Raw genomic sequence first — 16,231 nt, 5'->3', positions numbered from 1 at the left:
CTTCTTGGATTGTAGCGCTGATCAACATATTGATTTAGTTGAAAAATGCGTCGAAATAATGAAGGCAAGGTTTCTGAAAATGGCGTAGCTGATGGAAGCGATGAGCCACATGAATAACCAGTCCTCGGTGGCGATGAACCAAAGATGGCTTTGAAGCATGTCACCATTAATAAGTAGGCTCAGCACGACAAGAACGAGACTTGCAATGAAGTATTGAATAGACTTCTTTGGCCGTGTATCCCAAAAGAAAAAGAATAAAACAATCGGGAGGTAGATGGCATTGACGCCAAAACCGATCCATTTTGCCAATAATCCAACACTCATGGCAAGTAGCGCATAAATGGATCGAAATGTATCCGTGCAATTAACCTGAACAAAAGGAATGTCGCGTTCAGCATTGACAGAACACCAACAGGAAGCGCAGATATCAGCAAAAGCCAAAAGAAAGCCTGCCCACAAAATAACGCTGTCAATGCTTTCCGAAAAGAGGAAAATATTGTCGCAGTCGTCTATCCAATAACAGGCCATCCACAAAAAGAACGGGATCACCGTGAAACGCCAAAAAGGCCAATTTCCCCGGAAAAAAATAGGGAAGTTTTGAATAACAAAAGACATTAGGGATTGTTGCATCTTCTGACCTCTAGCCATCATTTTTATGCAAGCCATTATTTAACGGGTCAGGTAAAAATCGCGTTAAAAAGTCAGGAAATAATTGTTACGCAATGTTCTTCAAGGCTAGACCTCTTAATAGAAAATATAGTGAGGCGCTTTCAATAAGAGATCTAAAAGAACATGGCAACTAATTGAATTTAAGTGTTTTTTATCGTAAAAACCGGCGAGAAAGTTTCAGGTCCTTTTTGTTGCTCGGTACAGTTACTAGGGCTATTAACTTTGACACTAATGCTGTTTCTTAATCTTCAGTAAAAGCCTCTTGTCTTGTTTTTTGCCACTTTGGCAAAAGCGTGACGGCCAACAGAGCAAAAGCCATGATGAGTAAGAGAGCGGAAATGGGACTCGTGAAAAATACTGTCGCGTCTCCTCTGGAAAGAAGCATTGCGCGGCGTAAATTCTCTTCCATCATTGGTCCCAAAACAAAACCCAGGATCAACGGCGCGGGTTCACAGCGAAGCTGATAGAAGATATATCCCAACAGGGAAAAAGCGGCCATGAGCACGATGTCGTAGTTGTTGTAGTTGATGGAATAGACACCCACCGCGCAGATAGCCAAAATGGCAGGGAAAAGGAAGCGGTAGGGGACTTTTAAAATCTGTACCCAAAGGCCGGCCAAAGGCAAATTTAAAATCACTAAAAAAAGGTTGCCGATCCACATGGAGACAATCAGCCCCCAGAAAAGGTCGGGATTGGTGTGGATGACTTGGGGGCCCGGGGTGATGTTTTGAATGATAAGAGCTCCCATCAAGAGTGCCATCACGGCGTTGGATGGAATGCCCAAAGTGAGCATCGGGATGAAGCTGGTTTGAGCGCCCGCGTTGTTGGCGGCCTCAGGGCCGGCAACGGCCCGGATGTTGCCTTCGCCGACCGGTGTTTCGTTTTCAATTTTTATTCGTTTTTCTAGTGTGTAGGAGGCAAACGAAGAGAGCATGGCTCCGCCCCCCGGGAGCAATCCCATGATGCTGCCTAAAAAGGTGCCTCGCGCAATGGCTCCTTGACTTTGAGTAAAGTCCTTTTTCTGCGGCCACGGAGACTTAACCGCAATGGTGCTGTAAGAGCCAGATCCGACAATCGCCTGGAGGTTTTTAAGGATTTCTGCGACGCCGTAAAAGCCCATGGAAATGACGGCAAAATCGATGCCGTCTTGAAGCGTGAGGGTCTCGAGCGTAAAACGCAATTCACCCGTATTGATGTCCGTGCCGACCAATCCGAGCAACAGTCCGACAATGACCATGGCGATTGCTTTTAAAATGTCGCCGTTTGAAAGGGCAACGGCTCCGACAAGCCCCAAGACCATCAGACTGAAATACTCAGTGGCGCCGAAGTAAAGAGCCACTTCAGATAAAACGGGGCTGGCAAGGGCGATTAAAAGTGTGGCCACGGTGCCTGCGATGAAGCTTGCGACAGCGGCAATCCCTAAAGCACTGCCGGCGTGGCCTTTACGGGCGAGCTTATAGCCGTCAATACAGGTGACAAGCGAAGCCGCTTCGCCCGGTATGTTCATCAAAATGGCCGTGGTTGATCCTCCGTATTGGCTGCCGTAGTAGATGCCGGCAAGCATGATGACGGCCGCGGTCGGATCAAGCGCATAGGTTAGCGGAAGTAAAAGCGCGAGTGTGGCAACCGGTCCTAATCCCGGCAATACTCCTACGAGTGTCCCGATCAATACGCCCACGAAACAATAGCCGATATTGGCAATGGTGAGTGCGCTTTGAAAGCCTAAGGCAAGATTGGTAAAGAGATCGGTCATGATCACTCCCACGCTGGCAATAGGTTGATTTCAAGACCGATTGCACCGACAAAAACAGCCGTTACCAGAAGGTCAACAACGACAGTCAGAATCAGCGCCTCACGAATGCTTCTTTGCTCGGAAGCAAATGAAGAAATAAAAACCAAAACGGATAGGGCAATCCAAAGCCCCGCGGGTTCAAGCAAAAAGGCAAAGGCTAGAAGAGCTATGCCAATTAAAAAGACTTTTTTCAGAGCAAAGCGATAAATGATTTCATGAGACTTTTTTTCAGAAAAAGTTCCTCGGATACTGATCACTAAGCCGATAAAAATGAGGCAATAACCTAAAAGGCGGGGGAAGTAACCGGACGCCATGCGGGCGGCCTCTCCCATGGGTAAATGGTTTGAACCCAATACGAAAGCCAGGCCAATAGCGGCAAAAAAAAGTCCACCCACTGTGTCGCGGGCCAATCGAGCATGAAGCATGAATAGTTAGATTTTCAACGCACTGAGAAACGAGCGATATTTTACCTGTTCGTTTTGAATCCATTCGTTAAATTCTTGCGGCCCCAAAAGCTTCGCTCCCCCCGATAGTCTTTCAAACGTATGCATAGTTTCGTTTGACTCAAGAGTTAAACAAATTTCTTTAAATAGGTTTTCTCGGATTTCGGTTGGCGTCCCTTTCGGAGCCATTAGGCCAAACCAAGTGGATATATCGCAGTCAATACCTAAAGAAGAAAGCGTGGGGGCTGGAATCCGTTTATCCGCCGTGCGGCTTGTTTGCGCAAGCACCCTGACTCGACCGTCTTCAATAGCGGAGCGAGCGCTTGCGAAATTATCAAACATGATGTCTGTTTCTGCCGACAGCAATGAAAGCTGCGCGGCCATGGCGCCGGCATAGGGCACATGAACGGTCTTAAGACCTCTGGTGTTTAATAGGGCATTGGCAATATGACCCGCCGATCCTGTACCGCCGGAGGCGCAATTGAGCTGATTGGGATGCTTTTTGACAAAATCGATAAAGTCTTCGGCTGAATTAATCCCCCGCTTTTTCATGGTTGCCGGGGTCATGATCAGGACATTGGGGGTATCGCTTAAAAGGCAAACCGTCTCAAAATCTTGAGGCCTATAGGGCAAGTCATTAAACATCAGCGGATTAACCACCAGTGTGGCCAGTGCCCCGACAACAAGCGACTGTCCGTTGGGTTGGGCATTTTTAACTTCCAACATGCCACGGGCGCCGGCGGCTCCCGGACGGTTTTCAACAATGATCCGACCTAATTTTGTTTTGAGTTTATCGGCTAGGAGCCTAGAGCAGGCGTCAAGAGGGCCTCCCGCAGGATAAGGTACAACAATCCTCATCTGCTTAGGTTTTGCCCAAGCAGGTAAGGCGGCAGCAGCTAGTGTCAGAGCAAATGAACGTCGACTGAGCATCTTTAAAAAGGATTTAATTAACGAAGTTTATCCCATTTGAAAACGAAGTTTTTCAATTATGGACTGTTAATGCTCGAAACTTTGTGTTTTAATTCTTCGTGTGATTAACGAGCTTATAAGCGATGTCGTCTTTTGCTGAATTTTTCTCCACTTCTGCCGGTATGTTACTCAGGCGCTGGGAATTAGCCCAGATGGATGCTCTTTTGGCAGAGTGCGCGGGCGAGACGGCACTTCAGCTCGGGGCACCCTACGGCAGCTTATTGAGAAATGCTTCCCATGACAGCAGGCTTTTAGGAGCGAGAAACTTTATGCAAACTTCGCAAGCCTGTGCCAATGTTCGTTTGGATTTTGACTCGTTGCCTTTTAGAGAGTCCACTTTTGACTTAGTGGTTAGCGTTCACGCGTTGGAGTGGTCTAAAAATCCCTCGCAATTTTTTAGCGAAGTTTTCCGCGTGCTTGCGCCGGAAGGCCGATTGATTGTGCTTTGCATAAATCCATGGGGTCCCTGGTGGGTGAGAAAGAAGGAAAAGCTTTTTGAGTGTCCGACCGAGACGTCGTTTTCTCCCTTAAGCGTCACCCAGGTTAAATCATTTTGTGAGCGCTACGGCGTTGTGGATCGAGGCCGTTTTGGTGTTTATTGCCCATCGTTAAGTGACAATCCTCAGCATTTGGCACGGTGGGGGTGGTGTGAGAAAGCTGGAGATCGTTGGTGGCCTGCGCTAGCCAATGTCTTCATGTTAAGTTGTGTGAAAAAAGTCGAGAAACCTGGTTTGTTTGGAAAATTGATCCCGGAAGGTGGTCTTTTGAAAAAGAATTGGGCTGGTCAAACCATCGCAACGCGAAACCAGACCAAAAATTTTTAATGCCATTGATTTTTTCACGTAAAATTACGTGAAAAAATCAATCTATGTAATCATGCTCATTAATCGTAATCTTTATCTTCAGCGTTTGGTTTCTCGAATGCATAACGGCATGGTGAAAGTCATCACCGGTATTCGTCGGAGCGGAAAGTCATTTTTGCTTTTTGAAATTTTTAGACAATACCTTTTAGATCATGGTGTTAGTGCCGATCATATTTTAGGTCTTCAACTGGATCGTTTTGAAAATCGTCGTTACCGAGATCCGGAAGAATTGCTTGCTTTTATGAATGCTCAAATTGTTGATGATGGTCGGTATTACATTCTGCTTGATGAAGTTCAGATGTTGGAACATTTCTCGGAAGTTTTGAATTCATTCTTGTATAGAAAAAACGTTGATTTATACGTGACAGGAAGCAATTCAAAATTTCTATCTACCGATGTTTTAACGGAATTTAGGGGGAGGGGAGACGAAGTTCATATTTTCCCACTCTCATTTTCTGAGTTTATGCAGGTTTACCGTGGTGAGTCCGCTGATGCTTGGTTGGAATACGCGACTTATGGAGGATTGCCTCAAGTCGTTTTGATGTCTGAATATGAACAAAAATCGGGATTTCTCAAGCGGCTTTTTGAAGAAACTTATATTAAAGACATTATTGAACGCAATGGAATTTTAAAGACTCAGGAAATAGAGGATGTGGTTAACATCGTGGCTTCATCTATAGGATCGCTCACCAATCCTACAAAAATAGCGGACACTTTTAAAAGCAAACTTAAATCATCGATTAGCCCGAACACGGTTCGTTCTTATATTAAGTGCCTTAAAGAGGCTTTTTTGATTAGCGAGGCTCAGCGTTTTGATGTCAAGGGCAGAAGGTATATTGGCTCGCCGACGAAGTTGTACTTTGAGGATGTTGGCCTTAGAAATGCTCGGTTGAATTTCCGACAAATGGAAGAAACGCATTTGATGGAAAACATCATCTATAACGAGCTGAGAATGTGGGGATATTCTGTGGATGTTGGTTCAGTAAATAAAAGACAAATGCTCGAAGGGAGGAACTTAAGTCATCAGCTTGAGGTTGATTTCGTGGCGAATTTGGGCAATCGACGGTGTTACATCCAATCGGTATTGAGTTTGCCCGATCAGCGCAAACGTGATCAGGAAAAGGCTTCGTTATTGGCTATTAAGGATGCGTTTAGAAAAATTATCATCATCAAGGACGGACTTGAACAAGGCTATGATGAGGACGGTATTCTGTACATCAATTTAAAAAAGTTTTTGTTGAATCCTGAAGCTCTTTTAGAATAGAGATTGATTTATTTGCGTAAATTTACGCAAATAAATCAAAGTGCTAAAAATGAATAAAAATCGAAAATTACAAATTTGGACAGACGGCGCTTGTAAAGGCAACCCTGGCCCCGGTGGTTGGGGAGCCTACCTCGTATGGGGAGAAAAAGCGTTGGAACTTTGCGGCGGAGAAGTTGAGACAACCAACAATCAAATGGAATTGACAGCGGTTATTGAAGCTCTTTCGGCCATTAAGCGTCCTGTGCCCATGGTGGTGAGTCTGGATAGCCAATACGTGAAAAACGGAATTTTGGAATGGATGCCCCAATGGAAAAAGCGTGGTTGGAAAACGGCGGCCGGTAAACCGGTGAAAAATATTGAGCTGTGGCAAAAGCTTGATCAATTGGTGAGCACTCACAACATTGAGTGGAAATGGGTCAAGGGACACGCGGGAGAACCCGGCAATGAAAAGGCCGATGAACTCGCCAATCGCGGTGTTCCTAAAAAAGCGTGAAGGATAGAAAACAAATGGCAAAAACTTACAACCGTCAGGTTGCGTTGGATACCGAAACGACCGGTATGGAAATTGAAGCGGGAAACCGTTTGATTTCTATTGGCTGCGTGGAGATTGTGGGGCGCTCGATCACAAAGCGCACGTTCTACAAACTCATTAATCCAGAGCGTGAAGTTGAGGAAGGCGCCGCAAAGGTTCACGGCTATACGTGGGACAAGTTAAAGGGCAAGCCGCTTTTTGTCGACATCGTGGACGATTTCCTTGCTTTCATCAAAGGCAGTCAGCTGATCATTCACAATGCGGCTTTTGACGTGGCGTATCTCAACATGGAATTGGAACGTCTGGGTAAAGGGCGGGTGACGGATTACTGCGAAAGCGTTCTCGATACTTTGCCGTTGGCCAAGTCGCTTCGTCCGGGGCAGCGCGTGAGTTTGGATGCTCTGTGTTCAGCCTATGGCATCAATAACACAGATCGTACGTTGCACGGCGCCTTAATTGACGCGAAACTGTTGGCTCAGGTGTATTTGGCCATGACTCGCGGTCAGGAGTCACTTGATATCACATCGGTGGATATGAAAAGTCTTCCGCCGATGCCGGATGTGACTAAGCTTCGGGTGGTCAAAGCCAGCGCTGAGGAGGAAGCTCTTCACGCGGAAACGCTTAAAGCGATTGAAAAAGAAAGTAAGGGTAATTTGGTTTGGAAGACCGAAGAGACCCCTGTTGCTTGACTTCCGACATATCTATTAGAGAGTTACAAAATGTCACTTTAGGGCCGTAGTGGCCCTAATGTGCTTTCAGGTTGCATTCGGTAACATTGATTTGTTAAATCATTGAGAGTTTTGCGAATAATGCAGTTAAAAACCGTTTTTGTTATTTCAGTTATGGCGGCCGCGGTGCTTGCCGGATGCGGTGATAAAAAAGCATCGGTTGAGCGTGCCCCCATTGAAGTGGCGACCATGACGGCAACGCCCACGACGGCGTTTCGTTGGGTGGATACTTTCGGGCAAACGGAAGGTGCAGAAGAAGTTGAGGTGCGTGCTCAGGTTTCCGGAGTCTTGCGTAAGCTCAATTTCAGAGAAGGCGAACGAGTCAAGGCCGGGCAAACGCTTTTTGAAATTGAAAAAGATCCCTATGAGGCCCAATTAAGACAGGCTCGAGCTCAAACACAACAAGCAAAAACGCAATTGATTAAAGCTCGTCGAGATGCCAAACGAGCTTCAGAACTCATCAAAGTCAACGCCGTGAGCCGTCAGGAGTATGACGATGCGCAAAGTGCACTCGCGGTGGCTAAAAGCGCCTTAGCCTTAGCCCAGGCTCAGGAGCAGAATGCGGAAATTGATCTTTCCCATGCAATGGTTCCCGCGCCGGTTGACGGCATTGCCGGTAAAAGTGAAGTCAATATCGGTTCATTGATTTCAGCCGGTACAACACTTTTAACGTCTATCACACAACCCGATACGCTACGCGTTTCGTTTGCAATCGGTGATAAGTCGCTTGCCGGAGCAACACTGACCAAAGATAATCTGGTTCGAGTCTTTTTGCCCGACTCCAAAGAATTTTTACCGGCTAAGTTGGATTTCATCAGTCAACAAGTCGATGCAAATCGCGGCACGCTGAGACTGCGTGCGGTTTTGCCTCCCACGGATAAATTCCTTCCCGGCCAGTATGTTCAAGTTCGGCTTATGATGGGTGAGTATCAAAATGCCTATCTTGTGCCGCAGGGTATTGTGCGTCAGAAATCCGACGGCACTTATTCGGTCTACGTGATGGAAGAAGGCGTGGCGCGCGAGCGGGGTGTTTTACTTGGAAACTGGGAAGGCAAAGACTGGATTGTCACTGGTGGCTTAAAGCCGGGCGATAAAGTGATTACCAATCAGATTCTGCGGCTTAGAGAAGGAATCAAAGTGAAGGAGAAAAACGTTTCCGAGCCTCAGAACGCCGCCACCGGGGACACCAAGCAGTAGCCGGAGGACAAGATGCTGTCGCAATTTTGTATCCGCCGTCCGATTTTTGCATCCGTGATGTCCATATTGATTGTGCTCGCAGGCTTGGTTTGCGCGCGCATTTTGCCTCTGTCTCAATATCCGGACATTTCTCCTCCAAGTGTATCCATTTCAACAAGCTACGAAGGGGCAGACGCTCAGACGCTTGCTCGTACCATTGCCGCTCCAATTGAAGATCAGCTCTCGGGTATTGAGGGACTGCAGTATTACACCACTTCTTTGCGCTCTAACGGTGATGTGCGCATTTCCTGTACGTTTGAAGTCGGCATTGATCCGAATGACGCCATGCTTGAAATCAATAACCGTGTGCGTACAGCCGAAAGACGGCTACCCGAGACGGTTCGTCAAAACGGCGTGACGGTGAGAAAGCGCTCCGAAGAAACCCTTTTGATGATGGCGTTAACATCGCCCGATGGGTCGATGAATCCAACGCAAATGGCTGACTATGCGACGCTTAACATTGTCGATGACTTAAAGCGTATTCCGGGCGTGGGCGACGTAAGTATCTTCGGTAACGTTCAAGGGGCCATGCGTATTTGGCTCAATCCCGACAAAATGGCTCTGTTGGGTGTGACGGTGGGCGACGTTGAAAATGCCGTTGATATTCAAAACCAACAGTATGCGGCCGGCCGCGTGGGCGCAGCGCCGACGGCTCCCGATCAGCAGCTTTTTTACACGGTGACCACCGAAGGTCAGCTTTTAACTGAAGAGGAATTCGGAAACATTACGATTCGCTCCGATGGTCCCGATGGCATTATTCGCTTAAAGGATATCGCTCGGGTTGAAGTCGGTAAACGCAGCTACGATTCCTACAACCTTTTAAACAGTGCGCCGGCTATTACCGTGGCTGTGTACCTGCAAACGGGTGCCAACGCCATGAGTACGGCTGAGCTTGTGAAAGAGCGCGTGGCAGAACTGGCTCAGCACTATCCAAAAGGCCGCATTACCCACACCATCACGGACGATACGACGATCTTTGTGTCTGCCTCATTGCACGAGGTGGCAAAGACATTGGTTGAAGCCGGTCTTTTGGTGCTCCTTGTCGTTTACCTTTTCTTGCAAAGCTGGCGCGCAACCCTCATTCCGATGATCGCGGTCCCTGTCTCTTTGATTGGGACGATGGTGGGATTGTGGGCGTTTGATTTTTCACTCAATACGCTTACGCTTTTTGCCATGACGCTAGCCATTGGTATTGTGGTCGACGATGCCATTGTGGTGCTAGAAAACGTCGAGCGCATCATGGTCTCTGAGGGGGTCTCAGCGCGGGTGGCTGCCAAACGGGCTATGAAGGAAGTGGCCGCTGCCCTGGTGGCTATTGTGTTAGTGCTCTCGGCAGTGTTTGTGCCGGTTGCGTTTTTGGGCGGCATGGCCGGTGAACTTTATCGTCAGTTTGCTGTGACGATCACGATTTCCGTCGCCCTTTCAGGCTTTGTGGCCTTGACGCTCACACCTGCGCTTTGTGCCATTTTGCTTAAACCCCGAACCAAAGATCCGGCGAAATTCTTCCAACGCTTTAATTTGGGCTTGGGACGCTTTACGAAGTTATTCCAACGCCTGGTGGGTTTGGCTCTTCATCATCGAGTGGCAAGCGGCGTGTTGCTTTTAGCGGTCATGGCGGCCTGCTGGCAGATGGTTCAGATTACACCGACCTCTTTTGTGCCCAGAGAAGACCAAGGGGTTGTTCGTTTGAGTCTTTCGTTACCGGAAGGTGCTTCACAAACCCGTACCGAGCGAGTTTCCGATGAACTGCAAAAGAAAATGGGTCAAATCGAGGGGGTGGAATCCGTTTTGACCCTGACGGGCTTTGATACGGTTGCCAATGACACACGACAAAACGCCGCCACTTTTGTGCTGAAGCTTAAGCTTTGGGATGAGCGTAAGAATACGGCCAATGACGTTGTTCAAATTCTCACGAAGATGGCCGAAGACATTACCGAGGGCAGAGCCACGGCTTCAACCCCGGCGCCAATCAGAGGTCTGGGGTCTTCGGGCGGTTTCTCAGGATTTTTGCAATCTCGAGAAAGCGATGATCCGGTTCAGTTGCAGCAAGTGGCCGATAACTTTATTGATGAGTTGAGCCGTTCGCCCCTTTTAACCGGTGTTCGTCACACGGCCATGGCCGAATCGCCCATGTTATTGGTCAATGTTGACGAAGCAAAGGCCTTGGCCATGGGCGTATCTATTTCAGACATCTACGATACGCTCTCAGCCTTTATGGGCAGTACCTATATCAATGACTTCACGCGTAACGGCAAAATTAATCGCGTAATTATGCAAGCGGACACCGACTACCGTATGAAGCCTGAGGATTTGGGGCGCTCATGGGTAAGAAACAACGTCGGTGAAATGATTCCGATGTCTACATTGGTGTCTTGGGAGAGAACATCAGGTGCTGAGACCATGTCGCGCATGAATGGCTATCTTGCTGCGCGCTTTATGGGTGAGGCGGTTCACGGGGTGAGTTCCGGTGAAGCCATCGCGGAAGTGGAACGCATCGGAGATGAAATGCTCCCGGAAGGTTACGCTATCGGTTGGACCGGTCAAGCCTTCCAGGAAAAGCGTTTAGGAGCTTCAGCTTCCACAGCTTTCATTTTCGGCATTATTGTGGTGTTTCTCATTTTGGCTGCTCAGTATGAGCGTTGGTCGTTGCCGATCGCCGTTGTGCTCGCGGTGCCATTTGCCGCGTTGGGGGCGTTGCTCGCAACTTATTGCCGGGGACTCTCGAACGATATTTACTTCCAAATCGGTTTATTGGTATTAGTGGGCCTATCGGCCAAGAATGCCATTTTGATTGTGGAATTTGCCGCCCAGAAGTTAGAGCAGGGTAAGAGTGTCTTTGATGCGGCTCTTGAGGCAGCCTCTTTACGGTTGCGTCCGATTTTGATGACCTCTTTTGCTTTCATTCTTGGTGTGGTGCCTCTGGCTTTGGCTACCGGTCCCGGTGCGGCTGCTCGCCAATCCATGGGTACCGGTGTGTTAGGCGGAATGTTGGTTGCCACATTTATCGCCATTATCTTTGTGCCGGTCTACTTTACTTGGTTCGTCTCTAAGAATCCGGTACGGCGAGATGATGACGATGAGGATGAACGTGCTTCACCTTTCTTGAGTCATCCGGAAAAGCCGGAAGAACCAAGCGACGGTAAATAAAGAGAGTAAAGAGGCCCGTGCGAGTGTACGGGCCTTCTCTTAGGAAAATTCTATTTCAGAGGCTTCTCGGTCGACAGACTTGTTTTTTTCAGAAATTAACAAAGCTTCAAAACTATAACCAAATGGTTCGCTAAAAAAGCGCCAAGTAGTGTGTTAAAAAATTGCCAAATAGTTCGATGAAAAATCGTCAAATAGTTCGTTGATTCTGAATGAATTGCAATAATGTTATTCCAATATGTATTAAATCATGTATTAGATCATGTAGATGGTGTATTGGTTGTCCCCATTGGATGCCTGAAAGATTAAAAAATCGTCGGTTTTGTCAAAGTACGTTATCTCTTTTGTTTTCAGTATTAAACCGTTAATCAAAAAGCCGCCGACAATGCTTTGAATTTTGTTTGTCGGCGGCATTACTTGTCAATGGGAAATATCCTTCCAAGAGCGCTCATCAAACATTGAGCCTTCAACTTTCCAGAACTTCTCCTCGCGGTACTGATTGGCGGTCAGCCCATCAGGGACAAACGTATAACGAGTCGCTTTGTTGACGCGAATGTTTTGGTTATTGAGCGATGCAAAGATAAATTTCATCGTATCCACAATCCCGACGTAATCATCACTAATTTGCAGCGGAGCATTGGCGTTTGCTTTTTGCGGTTTAATCAGTAAGAGCGAGCTTGGACGGCCCACAGAGCCCTTTCGGTTAACGGCGGATAACTCCGGCACGAAGCCAGAGCTATGGTCCGATACCACCACAATTGTGGTGTTATCAAAGATTTTTTCTTTTCTCATCCAATCAAACCAATCACCCAAGGCTTGGAGGGAACAAGTTTCTGCCGCCATTTGCCCAATCGGAATTCCATCCGGACGCGTTCCGGGGGTTTCGTAAGGCAAGAGTTTGCAGCTACCCGGTTCAGAAAACCACGGGTAGTGACTTAATTCCGAATCGATGAACTTGAACGTATTTTTTTGCGCACGGATGTTGGATACCGAGGGCAGGAGCTTGAATAACGCCAGATCACGGTAGGTGTTGTAAACCAAAGCGGCAGTACTTTCACCCATCAGACGTTCAATCCAACGGCCGTCCTTGTAGATCATGTTTTTAAGTCCCCAAGGAACGGCATTAAAGAAACTCACAGCAATCAAGAAACTGTCGCTGTTGCCGCGGTCAATTTTGAGATTGTTTTCGGCCGCATAACGGCGAATGTAGCTGTCGCCGATGTTGCGGATTAATAATGGCTGATGGCTTGTGTATTTGGCCAAGCGGTTTCTTTCCGTCCAGTTTCTTTCGTAAAGCGAGACATCAAAAGACGGTCCGAAACGATTAAGTGTATTGGCAAAGCCACGATTGACTTTTTCAGCCAGTGTCAGGTTTTCGTCCTTATTTAATTCCCAAGGGGTACAAGCTTCTTCACAAATAATGGACGGAAGGCTCGAAATAGTGGAAGGACCGGTTGCCAACGCTTCGCGATACCAAGTAAAGCCTTTGTATCGGTTTTTTAATGCTGGTGTTTCTTGCATGATGCGATCTAAGTGACGTCCCGCGAAAGCATCAAGCATCACGACAACCACATTTTGCCCTTCTTTGCTAAAACCGAACAGTCGATCATTATAGTCCGGTAAATCGACTGTTTGTGTGTTTTCGGCGTCTCGAGACCAGGCTTCCTGTGTGGACCAGAGAATAAAGACAGAATTAAAGAGACTGCCCGCAATGCACAGTATCAAAATATTTTTAATCCAGACGACTTTATTGCTGCGGATAAGCCAAACGAAAACAATGGAAAATAAAGTGATCACCACGACATCAACCACAACGTTGACATTGCGGAAAAGGGGCTCTGGGTTGGCGATGATAAACGCATTGATCGTTCCGACGTTCAAAGGCAGCAGGAACGCATAGACGGTCATTAAAAGCGAAATGAACGCAAAGGTGTAGCCAGCGAAATCCGCGTAACGGGTCAATTCAAAAAGCTTAGTCAGGCACCAGAAAATGACGCCTGCGACGCACACACAGGCTAAAAGCATGGCGAGCACTTCTTCAATACGCGAGAAGCCTTCCGGAGCCGTGCTGAAAGCTTGAATCGGCAGATAAAACGCTAAAAGAATAACAAGCCAGATAGCACCCGGTGTTAAGAGCGCAGCGGGCTTGGACTCACTCGGATAGAGCAGATTCTTTAAGCCAAACTTGAAATTAGTAAGCGTGAGCGAAATGATCAGGAACGCAAAAGAGGCGCTCAGAGCAAAGTAGCGTCGATTTAAGCCGAGACAGCTCCATTTGTACCAAGTGTTGAGTTCATAGTACAAAAGCAATGCAATGAGAATCAGGGCAATGGGGTGCTTCCACATGCGCAGTCTGACGCATTCGATAACGGCGCATGCTGCGAGCAAAAGAAAAGCGTAGTCAGAATAGGCACTTAAAGAAAGCTTGAGACCATCGCTAAACCAAGTGATCTGATTACTGCTTAAAACGGCCAGAGCGACAGCCAAGCCCCAGAGGTAGACAAGATAACCGTTTACGATAGAGGGGCTGCTTTGAAAGGTTGTGCCGCTATCGGTGAAGGCAAAAATCTTAAGCCAAGTGCTTTTAATAAGAAGACCCAACCCACGAAGTTTGTTGGCAAAGTGGCGCACCAGGTCATAAACAATATTCTTGCCAAGCGAGAAGATATTGTTGAAGGTCCAGTAAAGCACCAGGCCTGAGGCGGCGTTATATAAAAGCACCAAAAAGAGCGCGGCCATGCCGTAGAGTTGGTACTTGTCACGCTTGGAGAGATTTTTGGTGTAAATCAGGGCACTGGCGATATTGATGACCGTCATCAGTATCGGCATGAAGTTGATCGCAAAGTCTCCGATTTTGAAAAGTTCGTCAGGCTTTGAAAGATCGGTCAATCCTAAAAACGAAATGCCTTGTAACGGTTCAAAGTGGCTTAGGAAATGGTAAGCCGCAAAGAAAAACGGAATCTGCAGGAAAAAACCGATGCTTGATCGCAGGGTCAATAGCGGTGAGTAACCGGCCTGTCGATGCATCGTCGTGATCATGGCAAAGCGCTCTTGACCCTTATAGGCGCGCTTAATCATTTGCTCCTTAGCTTCAAAGCTTTTGCGAAGAGCTCTTTCTTCTTCCTGCCAGGCTTCAGCCTTCATGTAGATGGGCAGAATCACAAAGTTGACGATAAGACTCATCACGATGATGGCCCATCCCCACTGTTGGGTGATATCGAATCCCCAAAGCAGGGCCTTGTGCATCCAATATTCAAGCGGAGCGATGAAAAGGGTATATAAAAAGTCAATCATTTTTGTGAGTCTTCTGAGTGTGAACGGAGTTAGCCATATCAATCAAGGCTTGGGCGATCGGTTCTCCCGCGTGCCCGAAATTGACAACGTTTTCACGTCGAATGGCTTCAATGCGGCTTGCCATGTCTTCGTGACGCATCAAGAGATCTTTAACCAAAGCGGGAATATTCTCTTCATTTCCCGGCAAAACGCGTTTGCCGAGACTATCGAGCGCTTGCATTTCCCAGGCTTCGTGAGGAATTTCCCAGGCTTCAAAGCCATCCTTTAAGGGACCGTTGCCAACGGAGATAACCGGACGCAGGAAGATGAAAGCAAAATCAAAAATAACGCCCGAGACGTCAGAAATCATCAGTTGGGCGCGGCTCAAACTCTTAAAGCCATCGGGATTTCTATCCCACTCGATGTTGTCAAACGCTTTTAATTCCGACTGAAGTTTTTCCATAAGCTCTTTATCGGAAATAAAGCTTTGCGGGTGGGGGCGCAAAATGACGTGATAGCCCGCCTGCGCTAAAAGTTTCGGAATCATGGATCCCGTTCTGGTCAATAAGCCGTTTTTACCCCACGTCGGCGCAATAAGGATGGTATCGTCATCGGGCTTTAAGTCGGCTGTTTTTCGGCTAAGCATGCCATCGAAATAGGGGCAGCCCAAGAGAGGCAATTCCTTGGGTTTGGTGTGCCTTAAGGATTCCAGTGCACGAAGGCTTTTGGCCTGTGCGGGGCCCGCGCAGAAAAAGGCATCATAGTAGTCGAAGCTATAGAACTTATAGGTGTGGATGTCGCCTGCGGCATGGACAATGTGGACGTACTTTTTAACGCCAGCGGAACGTCTGATTTGAAGAACGTCAACGCCCGGGGTTGTCAGAGCAAACACATCGGCTTCTAAAAAGCCCAAAGCGGTGTAGGCGGTTTGCCCTTTACCGATAAATTTCGCGTGAACCCATTTATCCAAGCCGTTTTTAAAAACGGGATCGTTTTCATCGCTGGTGAGATAGGTGCAGCGAACATTTTTAGCGGCAAGCGCTTCCAAAACCGGTTTAAAGGTTGACCAGTAGGCAGCCGACTCGGCGTAAAACACGATGGAATTATTCTTCAGATCGTCTTTTTTACCCGTGAATTTAAAAAAGACTGAACGCACCATACTCGGCAGTTTTCTCACCAGAAAGTAAGCGCTCGAAGTCAATCCGATCAATACAGACAAAAGCATGCTGCCCGTGCCAGGATCAAGATAGGCATAGGCATTAATCGGTAAGTAAACGAGCAAACCGATGGAGACGAATTGAAGTGCTTTATCCAAATA

Annotated in this window: 12 protein-coding genes; 6 read left to right on the top strand and 6 right to left on the bottom strand. The window is 47.5% G+C overall.

What is annotated here, in order from left to right; all coding sequences use genetic code 11:
- Positions 1–21: 21 nt before the first annotated feature.
- From M3080_RS03865 to M3080_RS03850, 4 genes are all read right to left on the bottom strand, one after another.
- Positions 22–615, bottom strand: a complete 594-nt coding sequence (locus tag M3080_RS03865; protein ID WP_249091978.1) for a hypothetical protein — start codon at positions 613–615, stop codon at positions 22–24.
- Positions 616–910: 295 nt separating this feature from the next.
- On the bottom strand, positions 911–2,422 hold the full coding sequence (locus M3080_RS03860; protein WP_249091977.1) for a tripartite tricarboxylate transporter permease: 1,512 nt from the start codon (positions 2,420–2,422) through the stop codon (positions 911–913).
- 2 nt (positions 2,423–2,424) lie between these two features.
- Positions 2,425–2,886 carry a tripartite tricarboxylate transporter TctB family protein gene (locus M3080_RS03855; protein ID WP_249091976.1) on the bottom strand — a complete coding sequence of 154 codons (462 nt, stop codon included), beginning with the start codon at positions 2,884–2,886 and terminating at the stop codon, positions 2,425–2,427.
- A gap of 6 nt (positions 2,887–2,892) precedes the next feature.
- Positions 2,893–3,834 carry a Bug family tripartite tricarboxylate transporter substrate binding protein gene (locus tag M3080_RS03850; protein ID WP_249091975.1) on the bottom strand — a complete coding sequence of 314 codons (942 nt, stop codon included), beginning with the start codon at positions 3,832–3,834 and terminating at the stop codon, positions 2,893–2,895.
- A gap of 122 nt (positions 3,835–3,956) precedes the next feature.
- On the opposite strand from M3080_RS03850, the gene M3080_RS03845 reads away from it, so the two are divergent.
- The 6 genes from M3080_RS03845 to M3080_RS03820 all read left to right on the top strand — a co-directional run bounded on the left by M3080_RS03845 (position 3,957) and on the right by M3080_RS03820 (position 11,643).
- A complete protein-coding gene (locus M3080_RS03845) occupies positions 3,957–4,697 on the top strand; it encodes a class I SAM-dependent methyltransferase (RefSeq protein ID WP_249091974.1) in 741 nt (246 codons plus the stop codon).
- Positions 4,698–4,749: 52 nt separating this feature from the next.
- On the top strand, positions 4,750–6,000 hold the full coding sequence (locus tag M3080_RS03840) for an ATP-binding protein (protein ID WP_249091973.1): 1,251 nt from the start codon (positions 4,750–4,752) through the stop codon (positions 5,998–6,000).
- Positions 6,001–6,049: 49 nt separating this feature from the next.
- A complete protein-coding gene (gene rnhA / locus M3080_RS03835) occupies positions 6,050–6,493 on the top strand; it encodes a ribonuclease HI (RefSeq protein ID WP_249091972.1) in 444 nt (147 codons plus the stop codon).
- Positions 6,494–6,507: 14 nt separating this feature from the next.
- Positions 6,508–7,221 (top strand): DNA polymerase III subunit epsilon, encoded by a 714-nt coding sequence (dnaQ, locus tag M3080_RS03830; protein ID WP_249091971.1) that lies wholly within the window; start codon positions 6,508–6,510, stop codon positions 7,219–7,221.
- Between the two features lie 120 nt (positions 7,222–7,341).
- A complete protein-coding gene (locus M3080_RS03825) occupies positions 7,342–8,457 on the top strand; it encodes an efflux RND transporter periplasmic adaptor subunit (RefSeq protein WP_249091970.1) in 1,116 nt (371 codons plus the stop codon).
- A gap of 12 nt (positions 8,458–8,469) precedes the next feature.
- Positions 8,470–11,643, top strand: coding sequence for an efflux RND transporter permease subunit (locus M3080_RS03820; RefSeq protein WP_249091969.1), 3,174 nt, complete (start codon positions 8,470–8,472; stop codon positions 11,641–11,643).
- A gap of 417 nt (positions 11,644–12,060) precedes the next feature.
- Here the strand turns inward: M3080_RS03820 and M3080_RS03815 are convergent, their stop codons facing one another.
- Both M3080_RS03815 and M3080_RS03810 read right to left on the bottom strand, forming a co-directional pair.
- Entirely contained in the window at positions 12,061–14,934 is a 2,874-nt protein-coding gene (locus tag M3080_RS03815) for a YidC/Oxa1 family membrane protein insertase (RefSeq protein WP_249091968.1), read from the bottom strand.
- A complete protein-coding gene (locus M3080_RS03810; RefSeq protein ID WP_249091967.1) occupies positions 14,927–16,228 on the bottom strand; it encodes a CDP-glycerol glycerophosphotransferase family protein in 1,302 nt (433 codons plus the stop codon). Before M3080_RS03810 ends, M3080_RS03815 begins: the two co-directional genes overlap by 8 nt.
- Positions 16,229–16,231: the final 3 nt, after the last annotated feature.

Origin of the sequence: Parasutterella secunda, assembly GCF_023336895.1 — a bacterium.
In the GTDB taxonomy this organism is placed as follows: Bacteria; Pseudomonadota; Gammaproteobacteria; order Burkholderiales; family Burkholderiaceae_F; genus Aphodousia; species Aphodousia faecalis.
The sequence above is the reverse complement of the archived record's forward strand: the minus strand, read 5'-3'. Positions and strand labels throughout refer to the sequence as shown.

What these genes read in the sequence shown, in the direction of transcription:
- M3080_RS03865 (WP_249091978.1), bottom strand. Translation starts at nt 615, where the DNA reads ATGTCTTTTGTTATTCAAAACTTCCCTATTTTTTTCCGGGGAAATTGG.
- M3080_RS03860 (WP_249091977.1), bottom strand. Translation starts at nt 2,422, where the DNA reads ATGACCGATCTCTTTACCAATCTTGCCTTAGGCTTTCAAAGCGCACTC.
- M3080_RS03855 (WP_249091976.1), bottom strand. Translation starts at nt 2,886, where the DNA reads ATGCTTCATGCTCGATTGGCCCGCGACACAGTGGGTGGACTTTTTTTT.
- M3080_RS03850 (WP_249091975.1), bottom strand. Translation starts at nt 3,834, where the DNA reads ATGCTCAGTCGACGTTCATTTGCTCTGACACTAGCTGCTGCCGCCTTA.
- M3080_RS03845 (WP_249091974.1), top strand. Translation starts at nt 3,957, where the DNA reads ATGTCGTCTTTTGCTGAATTTTTCTCCACTTCTGCCGGTATGTTACTC.
- M3080_RS03840 (WP_249091973.1), top strand. Translation starts at nt 4,750, where the DNA reads ATGCTCATTAATCGTAATCTTTATCTTCAGCGTTTGGTTTCTCGAATG.
- rnhA (WP_249091972.1), top strand. Translation starts at nt 6,050, where the DNA reads ATGAATAAAAATCGAAAATTACAAATTTGGACAGACGGCGCTTGTAAA.
- dnaQ (WP_249091971.1), top strand. Translation starts at nt 6,508, where the DNA reads ATGGCAAAAACTTACAACCGTCAGGTTGCGTTGGATACCGAAACGACC.
- M3080_RS03825 (WP_249091970.1), top strand. Translation starts at nt 7,342, where the DNA reads ATGCAGTTAAAAACCGTTTTTGTTATTTCAGTTATGGCGGCCGCGGTG.
- M3080_RS03820 (WP_249091969.1), top strand. Translation starts at nt 8,470, where the DNA reads ATGCTGTCGCAATTTTGTATCCGCCGTCCGATTTTTGCATCCGTGATG.
- M3080_RS03815 (WP_249091968.1), bottom strand. Translation starts at nt 14,934, where the DNA reads ATGATTGACTTTTTATATACCCTTTTCATCGCTCCGCTTGAATATTGG.